The organism is Pseudonocardia hydrocarbonoxydans, assembly GCF_006539565.1.
Taxonomy (GTDB): domain Bacteria; phylum Actinomycetota; class Actinomycetes; order Mycobacteriales; family Pseudonocardiaceae; genus Pseudonocardia; species Pseudonocardia hydrocarbonoxydans.
In genome coordinates, this window is record NZ_BJNG01000030.1 from 21,480 (window position 1) to 43,626 (window position 22,147).

Sequence of the window (22,147 nt, forward strand, 5' to 3'; positions counted from 1 at the left end):
AGGTGGTCCGATGGAGCTCCACCAGTTGCGCTACTTCGTCGCCGTCGCCGAGGAGGGCAGCTTCACCCGCGCGGCGGCGCGGCTGTTCCTCGCCCAGCCGTCGCTGTCGGTGCAGATCCGCAAGCTGGAGCAGACCGTCGGGGCCGCGCTGTTCGAGCGCACCGGCCGCCGCGTCGTGCTCACCGCGGCCGGGGAGGTGTTGCGGGAGCACGCGGTCCGGGCGCTCGCCGAGATGGAGGAGGCCCGGGAGCGCGTCACCGCCGTCTCCGAGGCGCGGGGCGGGCAGGTCACCGTGGGCGTGCTGCCCAGCGTCGGTGCGCAGCTGCTGCCCGAGGTCGTCGCGCGGTTCCGGGCCGAACACCCCGAGGTCACCGTGCACCTGGTCGAGCACGACGTCTCGCGGGAGTTCGAGCAGATGGTGACGGCGGGCACGCTGGACCTCGCCGTCACCCGCATGCCCGCCACCTCCGCCGGGCTCGCCGCCCGCACCCTGGTGCGCGAGCCGGTCGTGCTGCTGGTCCCGCCCGGCCATCCGCTGCGCGGCCGTCCCGGCGTGTGGCTGCGCGACCTGCCGGACGCCGAGACCGTCGCCATGCGCCGCGGCTACGGCCTGCGCGACCTCGCCGACCGGCTGTGGGCCCAGGCCGGGGTCACGCCGCGGATCGCGCTGGAGACCGGGCAGCTCTCGATCGTGCGCGGCATGGTGCGCGCCGGGATGGGGGTGGCCCTGCTGCCGCGCCTGGCGCTGGGCCGCGACGACACCGACGTCGTGCCCGTCTGCGACCCGGGGGCCTACCGCGAGCTGGGTGTGGTCTGGCGGGAGACCTCGCTCGCCTCGGCCCCGATCGCGGCGTTCCTGGCGATGTTGCTGAAGTCCACCGGGTGAGACGGGGCTCCCGCGCGCCGGCCGTCCCCGCGCTGGCCGTCCCAGCGCTGCACGTGGTCGGTCTCGATGCCCAGCGCGTCCAGGGCCCGCCCGACGGTGTGGTCGACGATGTCCTCGATCGTGACGGGCCGCGTGTAGAACGCCGGCACCGGCGGCATCACGATCGCCCCGGACGCCGTGACGTCGGCCATCAGCCGGATGTGCCCGGCGTGCAGCGGGGTCTCGCGCAGCAGCAGCACCAGCGGGCGCCGCTCCTTGAGCACGACGTCGGCGGCGCGCACCACGAGCGTGTCGTCGTAGCTGGTGGCGATGCCCGAGAGCGTCTTGACGCTGCACGGCGCCACCAGCATCCCGGCCGTGCGGAACGAGCCGCTGGAGATCGGGGCGCCCAGGTCGCCGTCGCTGTGGACGACGTCGGCCAGCGCCCGCACGTCGGCCACCGTCCGGTCGGTCTCGTGGTCGATCGTGGCCCGGGCGGCCTTCGTCAGCACCAGGTGGGTCTCGACGTCGGGAAGCTCGCGCAGCATCTCCAGCGCCCGGATCCCGTAGACGGCCCCCGACGCGCCGGTCAGGGCCACGATCACGCGCCGGATCATGCGAGGCCCAGCTCGAGCAGGTGCGAACGCAGCCGCTCCGCGTCCGGCGGGGCCACCCGCATCTGCCGGTGGGCGTCACGCTCGGCGGCCGGCACCGTGGCGTCGATGCCCAGCTTGGCCGTGGTGCCGCCGCGCGCGGAGGGGTCCAGGCTGCTGCCCTTCGCCCGGGGCACGACCAGCAGGTCGCGGTCGGCCTGCACGCGGGTCGCCACGGCCCAGCCGATCTGCTCGTCGTCGAACACGTCGACGTCGTCGTCCACCACCGTCACCGTCTTGACGGTCGCGGCCGCGGTGAACAGCGTCAGCATCGCCGTGGTCGCGGCCCCGGGTGCGGGGTCGCGCAGCGCCACCGCGGCGTCGAAGCGGCAGGAGCCGTGCTCGGGCAGGCGCAGGCCGGCGACGTCGAGCCCGGCCCGGCGCAGCGCCCGGACCAGCAGTGCCTCGCGCGGCAGCCCGCCGGCCAGGAAGTGCTCACGGCCGCCGGACAGGATCGTCTGGAAGAGCGCGTCGGTGCGGTGCCACGCGGCCTCCAGCTCGATCACCGGCGCCGGCCCGCCCGGCCCGTAGGTGCGCGGGAACTCCCCGAACGGGCCCTCCGCCGCGCGGCGCCCGGCGCGGAACCGGCCCTCCAGGACGAACTCCGCGTCGGCCGGGACGACCGCGTCGACGGTCGGTGTGCGCGTGACACGCAGCGGCGACGGCAGCAGCGCCGAGGCCACCTCCAGGTCGTCGAGGTCGCGGTCCGGGGGTGACTGGCTGGCCAGCAGCAGCGCCGGGTGCACCCCGACGACGATGCCGACGTCGAGGTCGCGGCCCTCCGCCTCGGCCCGGGTGAAGATCGCCCGCAGCCGGCCGGGCAGCAGCAGCGCCCGCAGCTCCCGCTCGCCGACGGCCAGCATCCGGTTGATCGACAGGTTCGTCGTGCCGCTGGACGGGTCGCGGACCGACAGCAGCGCCGAGGTCAGGTACATCCCCGCGTCGTGCTCGTGCTGGCGGGTGAGCGGCAGCGCGGAGAGCAGGTGCTCGCCGGTCAGGCGCTCGGCGAGCACCGGGGCGTCGGCGACCTCGACGCACGCGCGGGGCCGGTCCAGCGCGTCGGCCATCCGGTCGGCGGCGTCGCGGGTGGCGCAGCCCAGCGCGGGGCCGAGGTGGTCGCGGCCGATCATCGTGTTGCCCACCAGCGGGAAGCGCGCGCCGCGCACCGCGTCGAAGCGCACCGCGCGACGGCCGTCGGCCGCCTCCAGCACGGCGGCCACCTCCTGGTCGGGGTCGACCGGGGACGCCAGCACGCCGAGGTCGCCGCGCCCGGCCAGCTCGGCGAGCCAGGTCCGGAGATCGCTCACGTGAACACGCCACCGCCGTCGACGACGACGGTCTGCCCGGTGACGAACCCGCTCGACGGCCCGGCCAGCCACAGCACCGCGCCGACCAGGTCGTCCGGCGCCATCTCGCGGCCCAGGGCCCGGCCCCGCGCGGCCATCGCGATGTAGTCGTCGGTGTTGAGGGTGCGCGAGGCCTCGTCGCTGACCAGGCCGGGCGCCACGGCGTTCACGGTGATCGCGTCCGGGCCGAGCTCGCGCGCCGCGGCCCGGGTGAGGCCGTCCACCGCGGCCTTGGACGCCACGTAGTGCGCGAACCCCGGCGCGCCCATCCGCGCCACCGTCGAGGAGATGTTGACGATCCGGCCGCCGCCGCTCTCGCGCATCAGCGGGGTGACGGCCTTGATCGCCTGCCAGGTGCCGCGGACGTTGACGGTCAGCACGCGGTCCCACTCGTCGTTGGCCAGCGCGGTGAGGTGGCGCTTGCCGCCGAGCCCCTGGTAGATCGCGGCGTTGTTGACCAGCGCGTCGATCCGGCCGAACTCGCGGCGGGCGGTGTCGACCGTCGCCGCCCAGTCGTCGTCGGAGGTGATGTCGGCGGTCACGAACACCGCGCGGCCGGGCCCGGCGGCGGTGGCCTTCTCGGCCAGCTCCGTGCCGCGTTCCGCCAGCGGCGCGACGTCGGCGGCGACGACGAGCGCGCCCGCCGCGGTGAGCGAGGCGACGTAGCGGCCGCCGATCCCGCCCGCGGCACCCGTCACGACGACGACCCGGCCGGAGTGTTCGCTGGTCACGATGTGGTTCCTTCGAGTCGGGGGGAGGGGGTGGTCTCGTCGATCGGGTCCGGGCGCTCCAGCGCGCCGCGGGTCTCCGGCGACAGCGCCGCGCCCACCAGGAAGATCCCGACGCAGGCGGCCAGGAAGATGGCCAGGCGGCTCGGGATGTCGGCGACGGTGGGGCTGGCGAGCGTCACGAACGTCGTCATCAGGCCGCCGATCGCGAAGCCGCCGTTCCACACCAGCGCCGTGGCCGTGGCGCGCAGGCGGGTGGGGAAGCGCTCGTTGAGGTAGATCGGCACCGCGGCGTAGGAGGCGTTGGCCAGGACGGTCAGCAGCAGGCCGTAGAGCAGCAGGGAGCCGGTGTCGTCCGGACCCAGCCCGCCCAGCGCCAGCACCAGCAGCGGCAGCGCGACCACGTTCACCGCGCCGATGCCGAGGAACACCTTGCGCCGCCCGATCAGCTCGGACAGGTGCCCCACGAGCAGCGCGACGGGCAGGATCGCGAGGCTCGTCCAGACCAGCAGCATGCCGCGCGGCCCGGAGGGCACCTCGTTGACGCTCGCGAAGTACGTCGGCAGGTAGCCCGAGGTGAGGTAGTACTGCGCACCGGCGCCGATCACCAGCGCCAGGCTGGTCAGCAGCACCGGCACCCGGCCGGGGGCGACGAGGTCCCGCGCCCGCGCGGGCCGCACGTCGGCCCGGGGCGCCGCGGCCGCGGCCTTCCAGATCGGCGACTCCTCCAGGAACCGGAACAGCGCCAGGCTCAGCAGCGACGCCGCGAGGCCGGTGAAGAACATGACCCGCCAGCCCCACACGGCGAACTGCTCGCCCGGGTAGGCCGCCGAGACGCCGAGGAACACCAGCGAGGCGATCACCGCGCCCAGCCCCGCGCCGCCCCCGCCGACCAGCCCGGACACCAGCCCGCGCCAGCGCTGCGCCACGGACTCGGTGCCCAGGGTGTGCGTCGAGGCCACGACGCCGCCGACCAGCAGGCCCTGCACCAGCCGCAGCGCCACGAACAGCACCGGGGCCAGCACCCCGACGGCCGCGTAGGTGGGCAGTGCGCCCATCAGCGCCGTCGCGACGCCGACACCGGTGATCGTCACGATCATGCTGCGACGCCTGCCGACGCGGTCGGCGTAGCGGCCGAACACCGCGCCGCCGAGCGGCCGCATGACCAGGCTGACGCCGAACGAGGCGTAGGTCGCCGCGAGCTGCAGGGTCTGGCTCTCGGCCGGGAAGAACAGCGGCCCGATCGTCGAGGCCACGTAGAGCAGGATGAACAGGTCGAAGAGGTCGAACGCGAACGCGACCGTCGAGGCCGCACCCGCCGTGATCATCTGCCGGGGCGTCGGCTCCGCCGCGGGGGCGCTCACCACGTCACCGGCAGCGTCCGGACGCCGAGATGGCGTCCCCCGCCCTCGAGCGGATCGGTGCGTTCGACCGTGCCGTCGACGCGGAAGCCGGGGATGCGGCGCAGCACGGTCTCCACGGCGATCCGGATCTCCGCGCGCGCCAGCGCCATGCCGGGGCAGGTGTGGATGCCCGCGCCGAACGCGACGTGCCGGTTGGGGCGGCGGTCGATGACGACCTCGTCGGCGCGGTCGAACACCTCGGGATCGCGGTTGGCCGAGGCGAACAGCAGGACGACGCGGTCGCCCGCCTTCATCTCCTGACCGGCCATCGACGTGTCGCGGGTGAGGTTGCGGGGGAACCAGTGCAGCGGTGTCTCGTAGCGCAGGATCTCGTCGACCGCGGTGACGACGAGCCGCGGCCGCTCGATCAGCTGCTCCTGGACCTCGGGGTGCTCGGCGAGATAGAGCAGGGTGTTGGACAGCCCGAGCGCGGTGGAGTCGTGCCCCGCGTAGGTCAGGATGAACATCATGTTGGCCAGCGTCGGGTCGTCGGCGCCGTGCTCGGCCTGCACGAGGTGGGTGATGAAGTCGTCCTGCGGGTCGCGGCGGCGCTGCGCGAACAGCTCCATCCAGTAGGCGCAGACCCGGTCGATCACCTCGCGGCCCTTCGGCCCGCCGGCGTGCTCCAGGAACTCCAGGGAGTAGCCGCGGATGTCCTCCGCGCGCTGCGGGTCCAGGCCGTAGAGGTGGGTGATGACGTCGAGCGGCAGCGGGACCGCCAGCTCCTCGACGAGGTCGGCCGATCCGCGGTCGACGAACCCGTCCACCATCGCCTCGACGGATCCCCGGATCATCGGCTCCATCGCCTTCGCGGCGGCGCCGCTGGTCAGCGGGGCGATCAGCTCGCGGAACCCGGCGTGCTCGGGCGGGTCGTAGTCGATCGGCGGGAACCGGCTGTCGGAGACCGGTGGCAGGTAGACCCCACCCGTGGACGAGTAGGTCTCGTGGTCCAGCGCGGCGGCCCGCACGTCCTCGTAGCGCGACAGCGACCAGTAGCCGCCGTGGTTCTCACCGCGCGAGACCGGGCAGCTCGTCCGGAGCTCGTCGTAGAGGGCGTAGGCGCGTTCGGGGGAGAGATCGGGCGAGTGCGGGTCGAACACCGGACAGGTGGACCCGACGGCCGATGACGGGGCCGGTGAGGCGACGTCGGTCATGTGGCGAGTCTGTGACCGCCGTCGCCCCCGGTCGATGCGCAGCCCGCTATGGCTGCGATAGCGGCGGCTACCCGCGGATGCGGTGGGTCTCCCCGCCCCACTCCTTCTCGCGCAGCTCGAACTTCTGCACCTTGCCGGTGGAGGTCTTCGGCAGCTCGTCGACGATCTCGACGTCGCGCGGCGCCTTGTACCGGGCGATCCTCGACTTCACGTGCTCGATCAGCTCGTCGGGCGTCGCGTCCTTCCCGTCGGCCAGCACCACGAACGCCTTCGGCCGCTCGCCGAACTTCTCGTCGGGCACGCCGATCACCGCGGCCTCCAGCACCGCCGGGTGCGAGACGACGGCCTGCTCGACCTCGACCGTCGAGATGTTCTCCCCGCCCGAGATCACCACGTCCTTCGCGCGGTCGCGGAGCTCGACGTAGCCGTCGGGGTGCATGACGCCCAGGTCGCCGGAGTGGAACCACCCGCCCGCGAACGCCTTCTCGGTGCCGGCGGCGTCCTCGTAGTAGCCCTTCATGACGTTGTTGCCGCGCATGACGATCTCGCCCATCGTGACGCCGTCGGCGGGCACGTCGGCCATGTCCTCGTCCACCACGCGCAGGTGGTCGGCGCACAGCATCCCCACGCCCTGCCGGGCCTGCAGCGACGCGCGCTCCTCGGCGGGCAGGTCGTCCCATGCCCGCTGGTACTGGTTGACCGAGTACGGCCCGTAGGTCTCGGTGAGCCCGTAGACGTGCACGATCCGGAAGCCCATCTCCTCCATCTGCAGGATCGTGGTCGGCGACGGCGGGGCCCCGGCCGTGGTGATCACCAGCTGGTAGTCCAGCGTGACGGCCTCGGGCGCCCGCATGATCGTGGTGACGACGGTGGGGGCGCCGTTGAGGTGGGTCACGCCGTGCTCGGTGATCTGCTGCCAGATCACGTCGCCGCGCACCTCGCGCAGGCACACGTGGGTGCCGCCGATGGCGGTGAGCGCCCAGGGGGTGCACCAGCCGTTGCAGTGGAACATCGGCAGCGTCCAGAGGTAGACGCTGTCCGGGGTGTGCGCGGAGTGCACGATCTCGCCGAAGGAGTTCAGGTACGCGCCGCGGTGGTGGTACATCACGCCCTTGGGCCTGCCCGTGGTGCCCGAGGTGTAGTTGATCGCGATCGTGCCGTCCTCGTCGTCGACGGACCAGGGGAGCGGCTCGTCGCTGCCGCGGGCGAGCAGGTCGTCGTAGCGCACCCCGCTGCCGATCCCGTCACCCGGCGCGGCGGGGTCGACCACCGTGACGATCTCCTCGACGGTCTTGAGCTCGTCGGCCACCGGCGCCACCGTCGGGTACAGCGCGGCGTCGACGACGAGCACCTTCGCCCCGGAGTGGTCGAGGATGTAGCGCACCTCCTCGGTGGACAGCCGCGTGTTGATCGCGACGAGCACCGCGCCGGCCAGCGGCACCGCGAAGTGCGCCACCAGCATCTCCGGGACGTTCGGCAGCAGGTAGGCGACGCGGTCGCCCGGCGCGACGCCCGACCCGCGCAGCGCGTGCGCCACCCGCGTGGCCTCGGCGGCGAACTCCGCGTAGGTGTGGCGGCGTTCGCCGTAGACGATCGCGGTCTTGTCCGGGTACACCTCGGCGGACCGGCGCAGGAACGCCAGCGGGGTCAGCGGGGTGTTCCAGACGGTGTTCATCGGGGGCTCCTTGCGACGGGTGGGGTCGATCCTGCGTCCTGCGCAGCGGCGCGGCAACCGCCGGACCCGCTCGCCCGGCCCGGCAGACTCGGACGGGTGGACGAGATGATCGAGGCGAACCGCCGCAACCGGGACGCCCGCGTCCCCGTCCACCTCGACGGCGGCTACGACCTCGACGCCCTGCGCTCCGGGCGGCAGCGGCTCGCCGACTTCGAGTACGCCGCGATCGAGGTGGACGGCCGCGACGTGCTGCACCTGCAGTGCCACCTCGGCACCGACACGATCTGCCTCGCCCGGCACGGCGCCCGTGCCGTGGGCCTCGACCTCTCCGGTGCCTCGGTCGAGGCGGCCCGCGCGCTCGCCGCGGAGTGCGGTGTGGGCGTCGAGTACGTGCGGAGCGACGTGTACGGCGCCGCCGACGACCAGCCGGGCCCGGGCGTCGTGCTGGACTGGCCCTACCTGCCGGCCGGGCCGCTGCGCACCGAGTCGGCCGTGAGCTACGACGGCACCGGGGAGCTGGCCGGTGACACGGTCTCCTTCGAGTGGACCCACGGCATCGGCACGCTGCTCGACGCCGTGCGTGCGGCCGGCCTGGACCTCACCGGTTTCGCCGAGCACGACGTGAGCCCGTGGCGCCGCTGGCCGGACATGCGCGACCTCGGCGGCGGCTGGTGGGGCTGGCCCGAGGGCACCCCGCGCCTGCCGCTGCTGTTCTCCCTGCGGGCTAGCCGACCAGCTTGATCGCCGCCCGCGGGCAGGCCTGCACGGCCTCCTCGAGCTTGGGCCGCAGCTCCTCGCCGGGGTTCTCGTCGAGGATGTACAGGAAGTCGTCGTCCCGGACCTCGAACACCTCCGGGGCGATGCCCATGCACACGGCGTTGGACTCACACAGGTCGAAATCCACCTCTACCTTCATGCCGCCATCGTGCACCGCGACCCGCCCGGCCGTCACCGAAGGCGACCCTCAGCGATCAGCGGACGCCGGCCAGCCGGGCCCACACGACCACGTTGTCCGGGTACGGGCCGTCGCCGCGGTCGAAGACCCCGCCGAAGGTGATCAGACGCAGCTCCGGGCCCGCGGTGTCGCCGTAGACCTCCCCGGCCGGGAACGCCTCGCGCGGCACCCGCTCCACCCGGTAGACGGTGAACACCGCGTCGGTCCCGTCGGAGCGGCCCACGCTCACCTCGTCGCCGGCGGCCAGCTCACCGAGCCGGGCGAACGGTCCCGCGGCCCCCGCGACGCCCACGTGCCCGGCGATCACCGCGGGCCCGGCGGCGCCCGGCGTCGGGCCGCGGGTGAACCAGCCGGTGGTGGCGGCGTCGTCCGGTGCGGCGAGCACGCCGCCCGCGTCGGGGGCGAGCGCGACGATCCGGTCGGTGCGCACGCCGATGGCCGGTACGTCGAGCCGCGCGGGTGGTGACTGCTCCAGCCGGTCGACGGCCCGCAGCGGTTCCGCGGCGGGGGCCGCGGCGGGCACCGGCACGACCGCGGGGGCCTGCGGCGAGGCGGCCAGCGGCACGACCGAGCGCGTCACGGGCATGCGGAACGCCGCGGGCGTGGCGGTGGGCGGGGCGGTGCACCCGGTCAGCACCACGGCTCCCACCAGCACGGCGCCCACCAGCACGGCGACGGGGCCGGCCGCCCGGCGGCTCACGGCGCGGGGACCCGCGCGGTGAGGGCGGGGGTCGTCATCGGGCCGTCGGCGGGCATCTCGGCCCGCGCGACCGCGGGGCGGCCGTGGGGCGGCTCGGGCGCGTCGGGCGGGTCGGGCGGGGAGAAGGCGACGGCGGTGCCGGCCATGCCGACGACGAGCGCGCCGCTCAGCGCGGCGCACAGCGCCGCGGCACGGGTACGACGGTGCACATCCATGAGAGTCGGGGATCCTCTCGGGGCAACGACAGGGCGTACGCGCCGTCGTGGGGGAGCGCCGGCCGCGCATCCCCGTCATCGCTCACCGTCACCGGGCGTTACCCGATCGGGTGGACATTCGTCCCCGGACGGGCCGAACGGCACCTCCGGCCCGTCGAGAGGACCGGAGGTGCCGTTCGGCGCGGGTCAGTCGCGGCGCAGGACCGGGCGCAGGGCGTCGAGCACGGAGGCGTCGTCGATGGTGCCGGGCACCGGCTCGTCGACGCCGTCGGCGATGCCGCGCATGGTCTTGCGCAGGATCTTCCCCGACCGGGTCTTCGGCAGCGCCGCCACCACGGCGACATCCCGGAGCGAGGCCACGGCGCCGACCTGGTCGCGCACCATCTGCACCAGTTCGGCGCGCAGCTCGTCCTCGGCCCGCTCGACGCCGGCCTTGAGCACGACGAACCCGCGCGGGATCTGCCCCTTCATCTGGTCGGCGACGCCGATCACCGCGCACTCGGCGACGTCGGGGTGCGAGGCGAGCACCTCCTCCATGCCGCCGGTGGACAGCCGGTGCCCGGCCACGTTGATCACGTCGTCGGTGCGGCCCATGACGTAGACGTAGCCGTCCTCGTCGATCCGCCCGCCGTCACCGGTGAGGTAGTAGCCCTCGAACGCCTTCATGTAGGAGTTGACGAAGCGCTCGTCGTCGTTCCAGAGCGTGGGCAGCGAGCCGGGCGGCATCGGCAGCTTGACGACGATCGCGCCGTCGGTGCCGGCCTCGACCTGGCGGCCTGAGGTGTCGACGACCTGCACGTCCCAGCCGGGCAGCGGGGTGGTCGGGGAGCCGGGCTTGACGGGCAGCAGCTCGATGCCCGCGGGGTTGGCCACGATCGGCCAGCCGGTCTCGGTCTGCCACCAGTGGTCGATGACCGGGATCTCCAGGAGCTCTGCGGCCCACTTGTAGGTCTCCGGGTCCAGCCGCTCGCCCGCGAGGAACAGGTACTGCAGCGACGAGAGGTCGTACTTGCGGGCGTACTCGCCCCGCGGGTCCTCCTTCTTGATGGCCCGGAACGCCGTGGGCGCGGTGAACAGGCTCTTCACCCCGTGCTCGGCGACGACCCGCCAGAACTGCCCGGCGTCGGGCGTGCCGACCGGCTTGCCCTCGTAGAGCACGGTGGTGGCCCCGACCAGCAGCGGCGCGTAGACGATGTAGGAGTGGCCGACGACCCAGCCCACGTCGGACGCGGTGAAGATCGTCTCGCCGGGCCCGACGGCGTAGACGTTGGGCATCGACCAGTTCAGCGCCACCGCGTAGCCGCCGCTGTCGCGCACCACGCCCTTCGGCTTCCCGGTCGTGCCGGAGGTGTAGAGGATGTAGAGCGGGTCGGTGGCCTTGACCGGCACGCAGTCGGCCGGGGTGGCGTCGGCGACGGCGGCCGCCCAGTCGACGTCGCGCTCGCCCATCGCGGCCTCGACCTGCGGGCGCTGCAGGATGACGCAGCGCTCGGGCTCGTGCGAGGCCAGCTCGATCGCCTTGTCCAGCAGCGGCTTGTACTCGATGACCCGCTTGCCCTCGATGCCGCAGGACGCCGAGACGATCACCTTCGGGGCGGCGTCGTCGATACGGACGGCCAGCTCCTTGGGGGCGAACCCGCCGAACACCACGGAGTGGACGGCGCCGATCCGCGCGCAGGCGAGCATCGCGATGGCGGCCTCGGGCACCATCGGCAGGTAGACGACGACGCGGTCGCCCGGCCCGACGCCCAGCCCGGCGAGCACGCCCGCGAAGCGCGCCACCTCGTCGCGCAGCTCGCGGTAGGTGAAGGTGCGCTGCGACTCGGTGACCGGGGAGTCGTGGATCAGGGCGGGCTGGTCGCCGCGCCCGGCGTCGACGTGGCGGTCGAGCGCGTTGTGGCAGACGTTGAGCTCGCCGTCGGGGAACCACCGGTAGAACGGGGGCCGCGAGTCGTCCAGTGCCGTGGTCGGGGCGGAGTGCCAGTCGATCCCGGCCGCGGCGTCGAGCCAGAACCGCTCGGGGTCCTCCACGCTCGCACGGAACAGTTCCTCGTACACACCCACGTCAGTCCTCCTTGGCGTTCGCTGAGCGCACCCTAGTGCGGCGTCCGGACCGGCTCACCTCGTCCTCGCAGGCCCGCGGCCTCCCGGAGCCCGTTCAAGATCGACATGTGGCCCGTGTCACATCGCGTTACGGTTTAGAACGCCGGTCATCGTGTCCGGTGCAGTACACGAACAGGAAGGCCTCTCATGGCCGACACTGCTGTCGCCCCGTTGTTCCGGCTCGTCTATCGCAGTCAGCTGACCATCTCCCCGGCGGAGCGCCGGACCGAGATCGAGGCGATCCTGCAGAACTCCCGCGCGAAGAACGTCGAGCGCGGCATCACCGGCGCCCTGCTCGTCTGGCAGGACTACGTCGTGCAGACCCTGGAGGGTGACGAGGGGGTCGTGCGCGGCCTGTACGAGAAGATCGCCGCCGACGAGCGGCACGAGGCCGTCACGCTCCTCGAGGCCGCGCCGGTGGAGAGCAGGGCCTTCGCGCGCTGGTCGATGGCGCGCGTGTCCGACGACGACCAGCCGGCGGGCATGCCGGTGCTGACCAACACCAACGCCGGCGACGCTCCCGAGCCGGGCCACGACACCCGGGAGGCCGACCCCGTGATCAGCGCGATGCGCGGTTACGCCACGGGGACGCGTCCGTCGAACCCGCACATCGGCCGCACCGTCCTCTGACGCTCGTCCGCGTTCGGTGACCCGCCGGTGCGGGTCAGCGCGCACCGAGGCCGCGCGCGGCGGCCTCGGTGCGCACCGCGTCGATCACCAGCTGCAGCGAGGTGCGGCGGGCGGTCCCGGTGCGGTAGGCGATCGACACCGTCCGGGTGATGGGCTCGATCATCGCGCGGACGTCGACCCCCGGTGGGCACAGCGCCAGGCCGAGGTCGGAGACGAGCGTGACGCCCAGCCCGGCCGCGACCATGGCCAGCGCGGTGGACTGCTCGCCGACCTCGTGCTCGACGCGCGGCTCGAACCCGGCGCGCTGGCAGGCGATGCGCACCGCGCGTCCGAAGTGCGAGCGCGGCCCGGAGAGGATCCACGGGTGGTCGGCGAGATCGGTCAGCACGACGGTGGGCGCCGCGATCGTGCCGGGCGGGACCGCGGCGTGCAGCCGCTCGTCGGCGATCACCGCGCGCTCCAGCCCGGTGTCCCAGGCCATGGGGTGGCCCGAGTAGTCGATGACGAAGGAGAAGTCGAGCGCGCCGTCGCGGACGGCGCCCGCGGTGTCCTCGGGCGCCAGCTCGCGGGTGCGGACCCGGATCCCGGGGTGCTCGGCGGCCAGCTGTGACAGTGCCGCGGGCAGCAGTCCGGACGCGACCGACGCCCACACCCCCGCCGTGAGCCGCACCGAGACCGTGGCCTGCGCCTCCTCCAGGGCCAGCGTCGCCCGCTCGACGGCCCCCAGGATCTCCTCGGCGTGGTCGGCCAGCACCAGGCCGGTGTCGGTGAGCCGGACCCGCCGCCCCAGCCGTTCGAACAGGGAGCTGCCGACGTCACGCTCGAGCTGCGCGAGCTGCTGCGACACCGCCGACGCCGTGTAGTGCAGCGCCGCCGCGGCGGCCGTGACGGTGCCGCGGCGGCGCAGCTCGCGCAGCATCCGCAGGCGCTGCAACGAGAGGTCCACACGGGCCAGCGTAAGCACCCGTGAACGACGGTGTGCAGGTTCCGTAACTGGACGCACCGCGCGGGGCGCACCCACGCTGGGGCCACCGGCCGACCAGACGAGGGGAGTGGTGCGACATGACCACGACGCAGGACCCGATGATGCCCGTGCAGCAGCCCGGACAGCCGGTCGCCGCCGCGCCCGTGACACGCGACGCCGGGGTGGTCGACCAGGACCCGTTGATCCGCCTGACCTGGACCGACCCGGTCACCGGAACCCGCGGCTACCTGGTCGTGCACCTGCTCGTGTCGGGGCTGGCCACCGGCGGCACCCGGATGCGCGCGGGCTGCACGCTCTCCGAGGTCGAGGACCTCGCCCGCGGCATGGCCGCGAAGACCGCCGTGTTCGACCTGCCCGTCGGCGGGGCCAAGGGCGGCATCGACATCGACCCCAAGGACCCCCGCGCCGTCGACGTCCTCACCCGCTTCTGCGAGGCCATGCGCCCCTGGCTGGACGGCTACTGGGTGACCGCGGAGGACCTGGGCGTCCCGCAGCACCTGATCGACGACGTCTTCGCCCGCATCGGCCTGGGCCAGAGCTACCACGCGGCGATCACCCGCTCGGCCGACCCGGAGGCCACGATGCGCCGGGTCCGGGCCGGGCTCGACGCCCCGGTCGAGGGCGGCCTGCTCGGCGACGTCATCGGCGGCTACGGCGTGGCCCAGGCCTGCCTGGCCGCCGCGCAGACGTGGAGCTGGTCGCTGCCCGGCACGACCGTGGCGATCCAGGGCGTCGGCACGATGGGCGGCGCCGCCGCCTTCTACCTGCACGAGGCCGGGATGCGGGTCGTCGCCGTCGCCGACGCGGCCGGCACGCTGTACCACCCCGGCGGCCTCGACGTCCCCGCGCTGCTGGAGCTGCGCGACGAGTTCGGCGAGATCGACCGCACCCGGGTGCCCGCCGACGTGCAGCGCCTGCCGCGCGCCGCCGTGATCGCCACGGCCGCCGACATCCTGATCCCCGCCGCCATCTCCTACGCCCTCACGCCCGACAACTCCTTCGACGTGGCCGCCAAGGTCGTCGTGGAGGCGGCCAACACCGCCACCACCCCGGAGGCCGAGGCGATGCTCACCGCGCGCGGCATCCCGGTGCTGCCGGACTTCGTGGCCAACGCCGGCGCGGCGGCCTGGGCGTGGTGGCTGCTGCTGGGCTACGTCGACGACGACCCGGAGACCTCGTTCCTGCGCCTGCGCACCGAGATGCGGGCGAAGGTCGGCCTGCTGCTGGAGCGCTGGATCGTCGACGGGACCCCCCCGCGGCACACCGGCTGGGCCTGGGCGGCGGCACGGCGCGCGGCACTGGCGAGCGACCCGCACGGGGCCCCGCCCGTCGTCATCCCCTGATTCACCTGCCCGGGTGGTGAGGGACCACCCGGCGACCTCACGACGTCACTCACGGAGAGTGAATCCGGCTTGACGTCACGTGACCACCCGATCGGCCGACTCACGATCGGGTGGTCCCGCTCGTTCGACCCTACGTAACGGATCGCCTACTACCCGTTCGAGCAACGTGTGTCGTCACGTTCGCGGCGGGGGCGGCGATGACACTGCGGAACGGTCGGAGCGAGGGGTCGGTGGGGCGGGCGATGCGGGCACGGTCTCGGGTGCGCAACGGGGTGCGCGGGCTGCTCGCCGCGGCCGCGATGGTCTGCCTGCTCGGGGCCTTCGCCCTCACCGAGCGCGTCCCGGAGCCCGTGGGGACGGGCGTCGCGGGGGCGCTGGGTCCGGACTGCGCACCCGCCTGGGCCGGTGCCTGGCACGCCGCGGCGCAGCCCGTGCCCGCCGACCCGGCGCTGGCCGGGCGCACGCTGCGGATGGTGGTGACGCCCCAGGTCACCGGTTCCCAGGTGCGGGTGCGCCTGTCGAACGCCTACGGCACCACGCCGATGCAGGTCGGCACGGTGTCCGCGGCCTGGTCCGACGGCGCCGCGGGCCTCGTGCCCGGCACGATGCGACCGGTCGCGTTCGACGGGGCGCCCGCGGTCACGGTGGCGCCGGGTGCCGACGCCGTCAGCGACCCGGTGGCGCTCGTCGCCGAGGCGGGTCGTCCGCTCGCCGTCAGCCTGTTCCTGGTATCCCCGCCCGACGTGCTCACCCAGCACGGCGTGGCGCTGCAGACCTCCTACCTCTCCGGGCCCGGCGACGTCGCCCTGCTCGACGGCGGCGGCGCGTTCGACACGCCCGTCACCTCCTGGCTGGTGCTCACCGGCGTCGACGTCCTGGCGCCACGGCCGGTCAACACGGTCGTCACCATCGGCGACTCGATCACCGACGGCGTCGGCGCGGGGCCGGGGGAGCGCTGGTCCGACGCCCTGGCGCAGCGCCTCACCACGGTGGGCGGACCGGCGGTCATGTCCGTGCTGAACGCCGGCATCTCGCGCAACCAGCTGCTCGCCGACGCCCCGCTCGTCGACGGCGACTCGCCGCTGTCGCGCTACGACCGCGACGTCGGCGCGGCGTCCGACGTGGTGCTGCACATCGGCACCAACGACATCGCGGCCGGCCGCTCCGCCGACGAGATCGTCGCGGGGATGGTCCGGTTCGCCGACCGCGCCCGCGCGAGCGGCACCCGCGTCGTGCTCACCACGATCACCCCGTCGGCGGCGGGGGCGCACGGCACGCCGCAGGCGATCGCCACGCGCGACGCCGTCAACGGCTGGGTGCGGGCGCACGGCGCGGAGCACGCCGACGCGGTGGCCGACTTCGCCGCGGCGGTCGCGGACCCCGCGGCCCCGTCCCGACTGGCCCCGGCCTTCGACTCCGGCGACGGCCTGCACCTCTCGGCCGCGGGCCACCGCGCGCTGGCCGGCGCGCTCGACCCGGCCGTGCTGACCGGCAGCCCCTGCCTCGACGGCGGCCCCAGCCGGGTGCTCGCGTCCGGACCCTAGGGGCCGGGCCGGCGGCCGAGCCTGCTCAACGGCCCGCGCCTGCGCTTCTCGGCCTGCTCGACGACGGCGAGCGGCCCGGTGGGGGTGTCCTCCCGGTCGAGCCGCTCCACGACCCAGTCGACGGCCAGGGCGCCCGGCGACACGCCCCGCTCCTGAGCGATCCGGCGCAGCTGCTCGATGCGCAGCGCGGGCAGCCGCAGCGCGAACACCTGCGCCGAGCCGAAGCGGCCGGTCAGCTCGGTGGCGTGCTCCTCGGCGCCGGGTGCCAGCGCGGCGAGGTAGGAGTCGAGCTCGGGATCGTGCGCGTCCGGCTCCGGGGCGTCGGAGAACCGTGCGGGGCGGCGGCGCGCTCGGCGGTCGGACGGCATGCCCGGCACCCTACGGGGCCGCCGGACCGGGCCGCGGGACTCAGCCGACGAGCTCGAACCCGGCCTCGGAGACGGCCGCGGCGATCTCGCCGCGCTCCACGTCGCGGTCGGCGAGCACGGTGACCCGGCCGCTGCCGAGGTCGACGTCGACGGCGCTGACGCCCTCGATCTCGGTGACCTCCTCGGTGACCGACATCACGCAGTGCTGGCAGGTCATGCCGGTGACGGTGACGTGGGTGCGGAACGGTGCCTCGACAGCCATCGGACCTCCTCGAACGGGCTGGCGGACATGGTGGCAGAGGGCCTCGCCGCCCAGCGCACCGGCGGCCCGTCGACCCCGCAGGGTCACGGTCGTGGCGGTCCGGTCACCCGGGAAGGGGCATGCGCGGGCGTCACCCGATAGGTAACGTCTCGGTCACGGTCACGGGGGTGGCCACGGGGGCGGGAGGCATGGATGTCCGGTGGAATCGGCAGCGCGCGGCGGGAGTCGTCCGACGGTGCGGTCTCGGGGTCGATCCCGAGCCAGCGCACCGCCTCCGACGCCTACCGCGTCAGCGACGACCAGCTGCACGCCGCGCGCAAGGTGGTGGCGGAGAACTCCTCGGGCTCCGAGGACCTGCGTGAGCTGCTCGACATGCTGGGGCTGATCTCCTCCTCCCCGGACCTGCCCCCGCCGGTCAGCCGCTGACGGCACCCCGGTGCGGGGGGCGTACGGGGGTGTCCTATGCTTGGCGGGCTCCCAACGGACTGTCGTTGACGGCTAGGACGGCTTCGGCGGTCCGAGTCCCCATCGTCTAGTGGCCTAGGACTCCGCCCTTTCAAGGCGGCAACGCGGGTTCGAATCCCGTTGGGGGTACGGTTACACGGCACCACCGCAGTACGGTTCCACAGCAAGGCCCAGTGGCGCAGTTGGTTAGCGCGTCGCCCTGTCACGGCGAAGGTCGCGGGTTCGAGTCCCGTCTGGGTCGCTCCACGGCACGGTGCATGGCACCGTGCCTCCCGGCCAGGTAGCTCAGTTGGTACGAGCGACCGCCTGAAAAGCGGTAGGTCGGCGGTTCGACCCCGCCCCTGGCCACACCTTCTCGGCCCCGCGCTCCCGTCGGCGCCGGTATCGCCCTCCCGTCGCAAACTGAGACTCCGGCGATCTAGCTCATCGCTGACGCTGCGAGCGCGACTGTGACGTCACACACGCGGGCTGCAGCCGCGGTTCTGCAACGGAGCCCGTACCTCGTGCGCGGCCCCGAGTCGCCCACCGAGGAGGTCGCGAGCATGACGTTCCGCCTGATCTACCGGAGTCACAACCGGATTCCGGTCCCGCAGCGCAAGAGCGAGCTCGGAGCGATCTTCAGCGTCGCCCGCTCGCAGAACAAGAAGGCCGACATCACGGGTGCGCTGCTGATCAGCGGAGACTGGTTCGTCCAGGCGCTGGAGGGTGACGAACCGGCGGTGAAGGCGCTCTACGACCACATCGAGAAGGACCGGCGGCACGAGCGGCTCTCCGTGGTCGACGCCCAGGACGTGGACGAGCGGGTGTTCTCCCGGTGGTCCATGGCGCGGGTCTCCGAGGACGGCGAGCCCGACATCCCGCTGCTCATGAACGTCGACAAGGGCGGTGCCTCTCCGGCGGCGCCACGCCCGACCACTCCCGAGCAGGACGCCGTCCTGGACCGGATGCGCGCGGCCCTCCGGGAGGCGTAGGGCCCCGGCGCCGGATGAGACCCGTCTCAGGATCAGCTCAGACGGGTCTCACCCCGCGCCGGTGAAGTGATCGTCATGAAGAAGACGACGACGCTCCTCGCCCTCGCCGCCGGCACCGCCCTCCTCACCGCCTGCGGCTCGGGCGCCGACACCCCGATCGCCCCGGTCGCCGCACCGCAGGTCGCCGTCCCGTCCTCCGCGGGCCAGGCCGCCGACACCTCCTCCGCGGCCGCCTCCGGGGCCGGGCGGCTGGCGGCGGTGCCGGACCCGGGGGCCTCGGTCGAGGTCGACGACCAGACCGGCGACGGGCGGACGGTCGTCGTCCGCGAGGTCCGGCTCTCCGGCGGCCCGGGCTGGGTCGTGATCCGCACCGACGACGACGATGACGACGGCCGGGTGCTGGGCGCCGCCCCGGTGCAGTCCGGCCGCTCCGGGCCGGTCACCGTGACGCTGACCGAGCCCGTCCCCGGATCCGGGGACGACGACCTCACCGCGGTGCTGCACCTCGACGACGGTGACGGCGTGTTCGACGAGCGGACCGATCCCGCGGTCCTCGACGAGGACGACGACGACGGCGACCGCGACGACGCCCGCGGCGACGACGTCGAGGACGACGACTTCGACTACCGCATCGCCTGACGCCGTCACCCCGTGGCGGCTACGATCGCCCGCACGGGGGACCTCACTCGGGTCCGGCCGCCGGACGAGGGGAAGCTGGGGGGCATGCCACCGTCACCGGATGGACCATTCGCGGCGGCCCACTGGGCCATCTGGTCCATCCCCCGTCGGCTCGCCGTCATGCTCCTGGCGGTGGAGGCGCTCGCGGTCGCGGTCGTGGTGGTCAACGGACTCGTCGCGCCCCCGGACGTCACCGTCACCGGGCTCTGGACCCTCGCCGTCCTCACCGCCGCCGGGGTGGTCCACACCGAGGCGGCGCGGGGGGTCGAGCGGATGCGGCGGCGCGTCGACCGCACCCCGCACCTCGACCTGAGCTCGGTCTGGACCTTCGCCGCCGCGCTGCTGCTGCCCGGCTGCCTGGCCACGGCCGTGGTGCTGCTCGTCTACCTGCACCTCTACCTGCGCGTGTGGCGGCCATCGGGCTTCCCGCCGTACCGCGTCGTGTTCAGCACGACGACGGTCGTGCTCGCCGTGCACGCCGCGTCCCTCGTCTCGGGGCTGGGCGGCGGGGACGGACCGTTCGGCTCCGCCCGCGGGCTCGTGTTCGTGGCGCTGGCGGTGCTCGCCTACGGGCTGGTGAACCTCGTGCTCGTCGTCGCGGCGATCCGGATCAGCGGACCGGCCACCACCTGGCGCCGGGCCGTCGGCCACCGCGACGAGCTGCTCCTGGAGCTCACGACCCTCACCCTCGGCGTGGTGGTCGCGGCGGCGGTGTCGCGGTTCGGGCCCGCGCTGGCCGTGCTGGTGCTGCCGCCGCTGATCGTGCTGCACCGCACGGTGCTGGTCCGGCAGCTGGAGGAGGCGGCGAGCACCGACGCGAAGACCGGGCTGCTCACCGCGGCGGCCTGGCGCCTGCGCGCCGATCTGGCGCTGCGCACCGCCCGGCACTCCGAGGGCACCGTCGCCGTCCTGCTGCTCGACGTCGACCACTTCAAGCTCGTCAACGACCGCTACGGCCACCTCGCCGGCGACCAGGTGCTGGCCGACATCGGCGCGGCCCTGCGCGCCGAGGTGCGCGACCGCGACCTCGTGGGGCGCTTCGGCGGCGAGGAGTTCGTCGTGCTGCTGGCGGCCGCCGACTCCGGCGACCTGCGCACCGGCGCGGGCGCCGTGGCCGACCGGATCCGACGCCGGATCGACGGCCTGCGCACCGAGGTCGCCACGCCGGACGGGCCGGTCGTCCTCGACGACGTCTCGGTGTCGGTCGGCGTGGCCGGCTACCCGGCCGACGGCGCCGATCTCGACGAGCTGCTCGAGGTCGCCGACGCCGCGCTCTACGCGGCGAAGGCCGCGGGCCGCAACCTCGTCCGGCACGGCCTGCACGCCGTCGACGATCCCGAGGAGCGGCCCGGGCACGGGTCCTGACGCGGGCCCGTCGTGGCACGATCTGGGGTGGGCGTCGAGCAGGAGGCGCCCGAGGAAGGGTCGATGTCCGCCACGCACCCCGGGGCTGTCACGGCCGGGTCCCGCCGGGCCGGTCGGCGTCCCGTCACGTCCCGGGTCGAGATCGAGCACATCGCGCTCGACATGTTCACCCGCCGCGGTTTCGACACGACCACCGTCGACGACATCGCCGCCGCGGCCGGCATCGGGCGCCGCACCGTCTTCCGCTACTACGCCTCCAAGAACGACATCCCCTGGGGGGCGTTCGACGAGCAGCTCGACCGGATGCGGGCCACCTTCGCCGCGCTGCCCCCCGACCTCCCGGTGATGGACGGCGTGCGGGCCGCCGTCCTCGACTTCAACGAGGTGCCCGCCGAGGAGCAGCACTGGCACCGCCGCCGGCTGCGCCTGATCCTCGACACGCCCGCGCTGCAGGCCCACTCGACGCTGCGCTACGCGGCCTGGCGCCGGGTCGTCGCCGACTACGTGGCGGCGCGGCTCGGGACGTCGAGCGACGACCTCGTGCCCCAGGCGGTCGGGCACGCGAGCCTCGGTGTCGCGCTCGCGGCGTACGAACGCTGGCTCGACCACGGCGACGGCGAGCTGCGCGACCTGCTCGACGCGGTCTTCCGCGCGCTCGGCCCTGGCCTCGCGGGCCCGCTCGCCGGCGAGGCCCGCCCGGCCGCCGAGGGCGGCTGACGGGCGGGCCGGGGGAGCAGGATCAGCCGGCGACCGAGGGTGCGGCGCCGGTGGGCAGGTCCGGTGCGGGCAGGGCCGGGGCGGCCGGGACCGCCGGGAGGGACGCGGCCGGGTCGGGCACCGCGGGTGCCGGGGCACCCGGCTCGGGCAGCGCCGGAGCGACGGCCGTGGGGTCGGGTACCGCGGGGACGTCACCGGGCAGGTCGCCGACCGGTGGGCAGCCGACGGGCAGCCCGGTGGCGGGGTCGACGACCGACGGGTCGATCGCCGCCGGGTCGACCGGAGCGGCGGGCAGCGCGGGCGCGGCCGGGACGTCGGCGGGCAGCGCGGGGGCGCCGGGCAGCGCGGGTGCGGCCGGGACGTCGCCGGGCAGGGCGGGGGCGGCCGGGACGCCGGCGGGCGGGGCCGGCACGGCGGCGCCGGGGTCGGTCGCGGCCGGGTCGGCCGGTGCGATCGCGCAGGGATCGGGGACCTGCTCCCCGGCGACCGGCAGCGCGGGCACGGCAGCGGGCACGTCGGCGGGCACGGCGGGCAGGGGGGCGGCGGGCAGGGGAGCGGCGGGCACGGCGGGGACGGCAGCGGCGGGGAGGGGAGCGGCCGGTGCCGGCGGCAGTGCGGGGGCGGCGGGTACCGCGGCGAGGCCGCCCGGGACCGGGACGACGGCGGGATCGGCGGGCACGGTGCCGCCCAGCAGGTCGGGGAGCAGGTCCTGCAGGGTCACCAGCAGCCCGTTGAGCAGGCCCCCCACCGGGGTCGGCGGGTCCGGCACCTCCGGTATCACCTGCGCCGGTGTGGCGGCGTACGCACCGGTGGCGCCGATCACGGCGAGCGCGCTGCTCGCCGTGACGACGACGATCGCCTGGGCAATTCTGCGACTCCGCACTGGAGCCTCCCCGAATGAGTCGACGGACGTGACGGCCGGAATGATGCGCGGGCCCCGATGGCGACGCCAGAGGCCCGCGCGGCGCCGGTGGGGCGTCGCGCACCCGGTACACACCCCGTTCGGTGATGCCCGGCGGGTC

General features: G+C 74.5%; 24 protein-coding genes and 3 tRNA genes. 13 read left to right on the forward strand and 14 right to left on the reverse strand.

Going from position 1 to position 22,147, the window contains the following annotated elements:
- Positions 1-10: 10 nt before the first annotated feature.
- A complete protein-coding gene (locus PHY01_RS17110; protein ID WP_170183859.1) occupies positions 11-886 on the forward strand; it encodes a LysR family transcriptional regulator in 876 nt (291 codons plus the stop codon).
- Here PHY01_RS17110 and PHY01_RS17115 read toward each other — a convergent pair.
- The 6 genes from PHY01_RS17115 to PHY01_RS17140 all read right to left on the reverse strand — a co-directional run bounded on the left by PHY01_RS17115 (position 793) and on the right by PHY01_RS17140 (position 7,824).
- Positions 793-1,470, reverse strand: coding sequence for a UbiX family flavin prenyltransferase (locus PHY01_RS17115; RefSeq protein WP_281283657.1), 678 nt, complete (start codon positions 1,468-1,470; stop codon positions 793-795). The two genes, PHY01_RS17110 and PHY01_RS17115, sit on opposite strands and share 94 nt — an antisense overlap.
- An 8-nt stretch (positions 1,471-1,478) precedes the next feature.
- Complete coding sequence (locus PHY01_RS17120) at positions 1,479-2,825, reverse strand: UbiD family decarboxylase (RefSeq protein ID WP_170183860.1); 1,347 nt, start codon at positions 2,823-2,825, stop codon at positions 1,479-1,481.
- Positions 2,822-3,595, reverse strand: a complete 774-nt coding sequence (locus PHY01_RS17125) for an SDR family NAD(P)-dependent oxidoreductase (RefSeq protein ID WP_218030197.1) — start codon at positions 3,593-3,595, stop codon at positions 2,822-2,824. The genes PHY01_RS17120 and PHY01_RS17125 overlap by 4 nt, the downstream gene beginning before the upstream one ends.
- Positions 3,592-4,956 (reverse strand): MFS transporter, encoded by a 1,365-nt coding sequence (locus PHY01_RS17130; RefSeq protein ID WP_246085964.1) that lies wholly within the window; start codon positions 4,954-4,956, stop codon positions 3,592-3,594. Before PHY01_RS17130 ends, PHY01_RS17125 begins: the two co-directional genes overlap by 4 nt.
- Complete coding sequence (locus tag PHY01_RS17135; protein WP_246085965.1) at positions 4,953-6,149, reverse strand: cytochrome P450; 1,197 nt, start codon at positions 6,147-6,149, stop codon at positions 4,953-4,955. The genes PHY01_RS17130 and PHY01_RS17135 overlap by 4 nt, the downstream gene beginning before the upstream one ends.
- A gap of 67 nt (positions 6,150-6,216) precedes the next feature.
- Positions 6,217-7,824: an acyl--CoA ligase family protein gene (locus PHY01_RS17140; protein WP_141279894.1), complete on the reverse strand. Its 1,608-nt coding sequence runs from the start codon at positions 7,822-7,824 to the stop codon at positions 6,217-6,219.
- A 96-nt stretch (positions 7,825-7,920) separates the two neighbouring features.
- On the opposite strand from PHY01_RS17140, the gene PHY01_RS17145 reads away from it, so the two are divergent.
- Positions 7,921-8,565, forward strand: a complete 645-nt coding sequence (locus PHY01_RS17145) for a class I SAM-dependent methyltransferase (RefSeq protein WP_141279896.1) — start codon at positions 7,921-7,923, stop codon at positions 8,563-8,565.
- Here PHY01_RS17145 and PHY01_RS17150 read toward each other — a convergent pair.
- From PHY01_RS17150 to PHY01_RS17165, 4 genes are all read right to left on the reverse strand, one after another.
- On the reverse strand, positions 8,549-8,740 hold the full coding sequence (locus PHY01_RS17150) for a ferredoxin (RefSeq protein WP_141279898.1): 192 nt from the start codon (positions 8,738-8,740) through the stop codon (positions 8,549-8,551). The two genes, PHY01_RS17145 and PHY01_RS17150, sit on opposite strands and share 17 nt — an antisense overlap.
- 55 nt (positions 8,741-8,795) lie before the next feature.
- On the reverse strand, positions 8,796-9,479 hold the full coding sequence (locus PHY01_RS26905; protein ID WP_246085966.1) for a sortase domain-containing protein: 684 nt from the start codon (positions 9,477-9,479) through the stop codon (positions 8,796-8,798).
- Positions 9,476-9,694, reverse strand: coding sequence for a hypothetical protein (locus tag PHY01_RS27690; protein ID WP_141279900.1), 219 nt, complete (start codon positions 9,692-9,694; stop codon positions 9,476-9,478). Before PHY01_RS27690 ends, PHY01_RS26905 begins: the two co-directional genes overlap by 4 nt.
- A gap of 186 nt (positions 9,695-9,880) precedes the next feature.
- The gene (locus PHY01_RS17165; RefSeq protein ID WP_141279902.1) at positions 9,881-11,758 is read right to left on the reverse strand and encodes a propionyl-CoA synthetase; all 1,878 of its coding nucleotides are present in this window, start codon (positions 11,756-11,758) and stop codon (positions 9,881-9,883) included.
- A 186-nt stretch (positions 11,759-11,944) separates the two neighbouring features.
- Here PHY01_RS17165 and PHY01_RS17170 point away from each other — a divergent pair, with 186 nt between their 5' ends.
- Entirely contained in the window at positions 11,945-12,427 is a 483-nt protein-coding gene (locus tag PHY01_RS17170) for a BLUF domain-containing protein (RefSeq protein ID WP_141279905.1), read from the forward strand.
- Positions 12,428-12,461: 34 nt separating this feature from the next.
- Here PHY01_RS17170 and PHY01_RS17175 read toward each other — a convergent pair whose 3' ends face one another.
- Positions 12,462-13,373, reverse strand: coding sequence for a LysR family transcriptional regulator (locus PHY01_RS17175; RefSeq protein ID WP_141279907.1), 912 nt, complete (start codon positions 13,371-13,373; stop codon positions 12,462-12,464).
- A gap of 116 nt (positions 13,374-13,489) precedes the next feature.
- Between PHY01_RS17175 and PHY01_RS17180 the strand changes: the two genes are divergently transcribed.
- Positions 13,490-14,755 (forward strand): Glu/Leu/Phe/Val dehydrogenase dimerization domain-containing protein, encoded by a 1,266-nt coding sequence (locus PHY01_RS17180; RefSeq protein WP_246085967.1) that lies wholly within the window; start codon positions 13,490-13,492, stop codon positions 14,753-14,755.
- 242 nt (positions 14,756-14,997) lie between these two features.
- Positions 14,998-16,299 (forward strand): GDSL-type esterase/lipase family protein, encoded by a 1,302-nt coding sequence (locus PHY01_RS17185; protein ID WP_141279909.1) that lies wholly within the window; start codon positions 14,998-15,000, stop codon positions 16,297-16,299.
- On the opposite strand, the gene PHY01_RS17190 is transcribed toward PHY01_RS17185, so the two are convergent.
- A complete protein-coding gene (locus tag PHY01_RS17190) occupies positions 16,296-16,667 on the reverse strand; it encodes a hypothetical protein (protein ID WP_141279911.1) in 372 nt (123 codons plus the stop codon). The genes PHY01_RS17185 and PHY01_RS17190 overlap by 4 nt on opposite strands.
- A 40-nt stretch (positions 16,668-16,707) precedes the next feature.
- Entirely contained in the window at positions 16,708-16,929 is a 222-nt protein-coding gene (locus tag PHY01_RS17195; protein WP_141279914.1) for a heavy-metal-associated domain-containing protein, read from the reverse strand.
- Between the two features lie 192 nt (positions 16,930-17,121).
- Between PHY01_RS17195 and PHY01_RS17200 the strand changes: the two genes are divergently transcribed.
- The 8 genes from PHY01_RS17200 to mftR all read left to right on the forward strand — a co-directional run bounded on the left by PHY01_RS17200 (position 17,122) and on the right by mftR (position 21,125).
- A complete protein-coding gene (locus PHY01_RS17200; RefSeq protein WP_141279916.1) occupies positions 17,122-17,355 on the forward strand; it encodes a hypothetical protein in 234 nt (77 codons plus the stop codon).
- A gap of 95 nt (positions 17,356-17,450) precedes the next feature.
- Positions 17,451-17,523 (forward strand) — tRNA-Glu (locus PHY01_RS17205).
- A 38-nt stretch (positions 17,524-17,561) separates the two neighbouring features.
- Positions 17,562-17,635: transfer RNA gene (locus PHY01_RS17210), tRNA-Asp, on the forward strand.
- Positions 17,636-17,668: 33 nt separating this feature from the next.
- Positions 17,669-17,742, forward strand: a tRNA-Phe gene (locus PHY01_RS17215).
- A 194-nt stretch (positions 17,743-17,936) separates the two neighbouring features.
- Complete coding sequence (locus tag PHY01_RS17220; RefSeq protein WP_141279918.1) at positions 17,937-18,365, forward strand: BLUF domain-containing protein; 429 nt, start codon at positions 17,937-17,939, stop codon at positions 18,363-18,365.
- A gap of 75 nt (positions 18,366-18,440) precedes the next feature.
- On the forward strand, positions 18,441-19,004 hold the full coding sequence (locus tag PHY01_RS17225) for a DUF7282 domain-containing protein (protein WP_141279920.1): 564 nt from the start codon (positions 18,441-18,443) through the stop codon (positions 19,002-19,004).
- 159 nt (positions 19,005-19,163) lie between these two features.
- A complete protein-coding gene (locus PHY01_RS17230) occupies positions 19,164-20,408 on the forward strand; it encodes a GGDEF domain-containing protein (RefSeq protein ID WP_141279922.1) in 1,245 nt (414 codons plus the stop codon).
- Positions 20,409-20,471: 63 nt separating this feature from the next.
- Positions 20,472-21,125, forward strand: coding sequence for a mycofactocin system transcriptional regulator MftR (gene mftR / locus PHY01_RS17235; protein ID WP_141279924.1), 654 nt, complete (start codon positions 20,472-20,474; stop codon positions 21,123-21,125).
- A 22-nt stretch (positions 21,126-21,147) separates the two neighbouring features.
- Here the strand turns inward: mftR and PHY01_RS17240 are convergent, their stop codons facing one another.
- Positions 21,148-22,008 (reverse strand): hypothetical protein, encoded by an 861-nt coding sequence (locus PHY01_RS17240; protein WP_141279926.1) that lies wholly within the window; start codon positions 22,006-22,008, stop codon positions 21,148-21,150.
- Between the last annotated feature and the right edge of the window lie 139 nt (positions 22,009-22,147).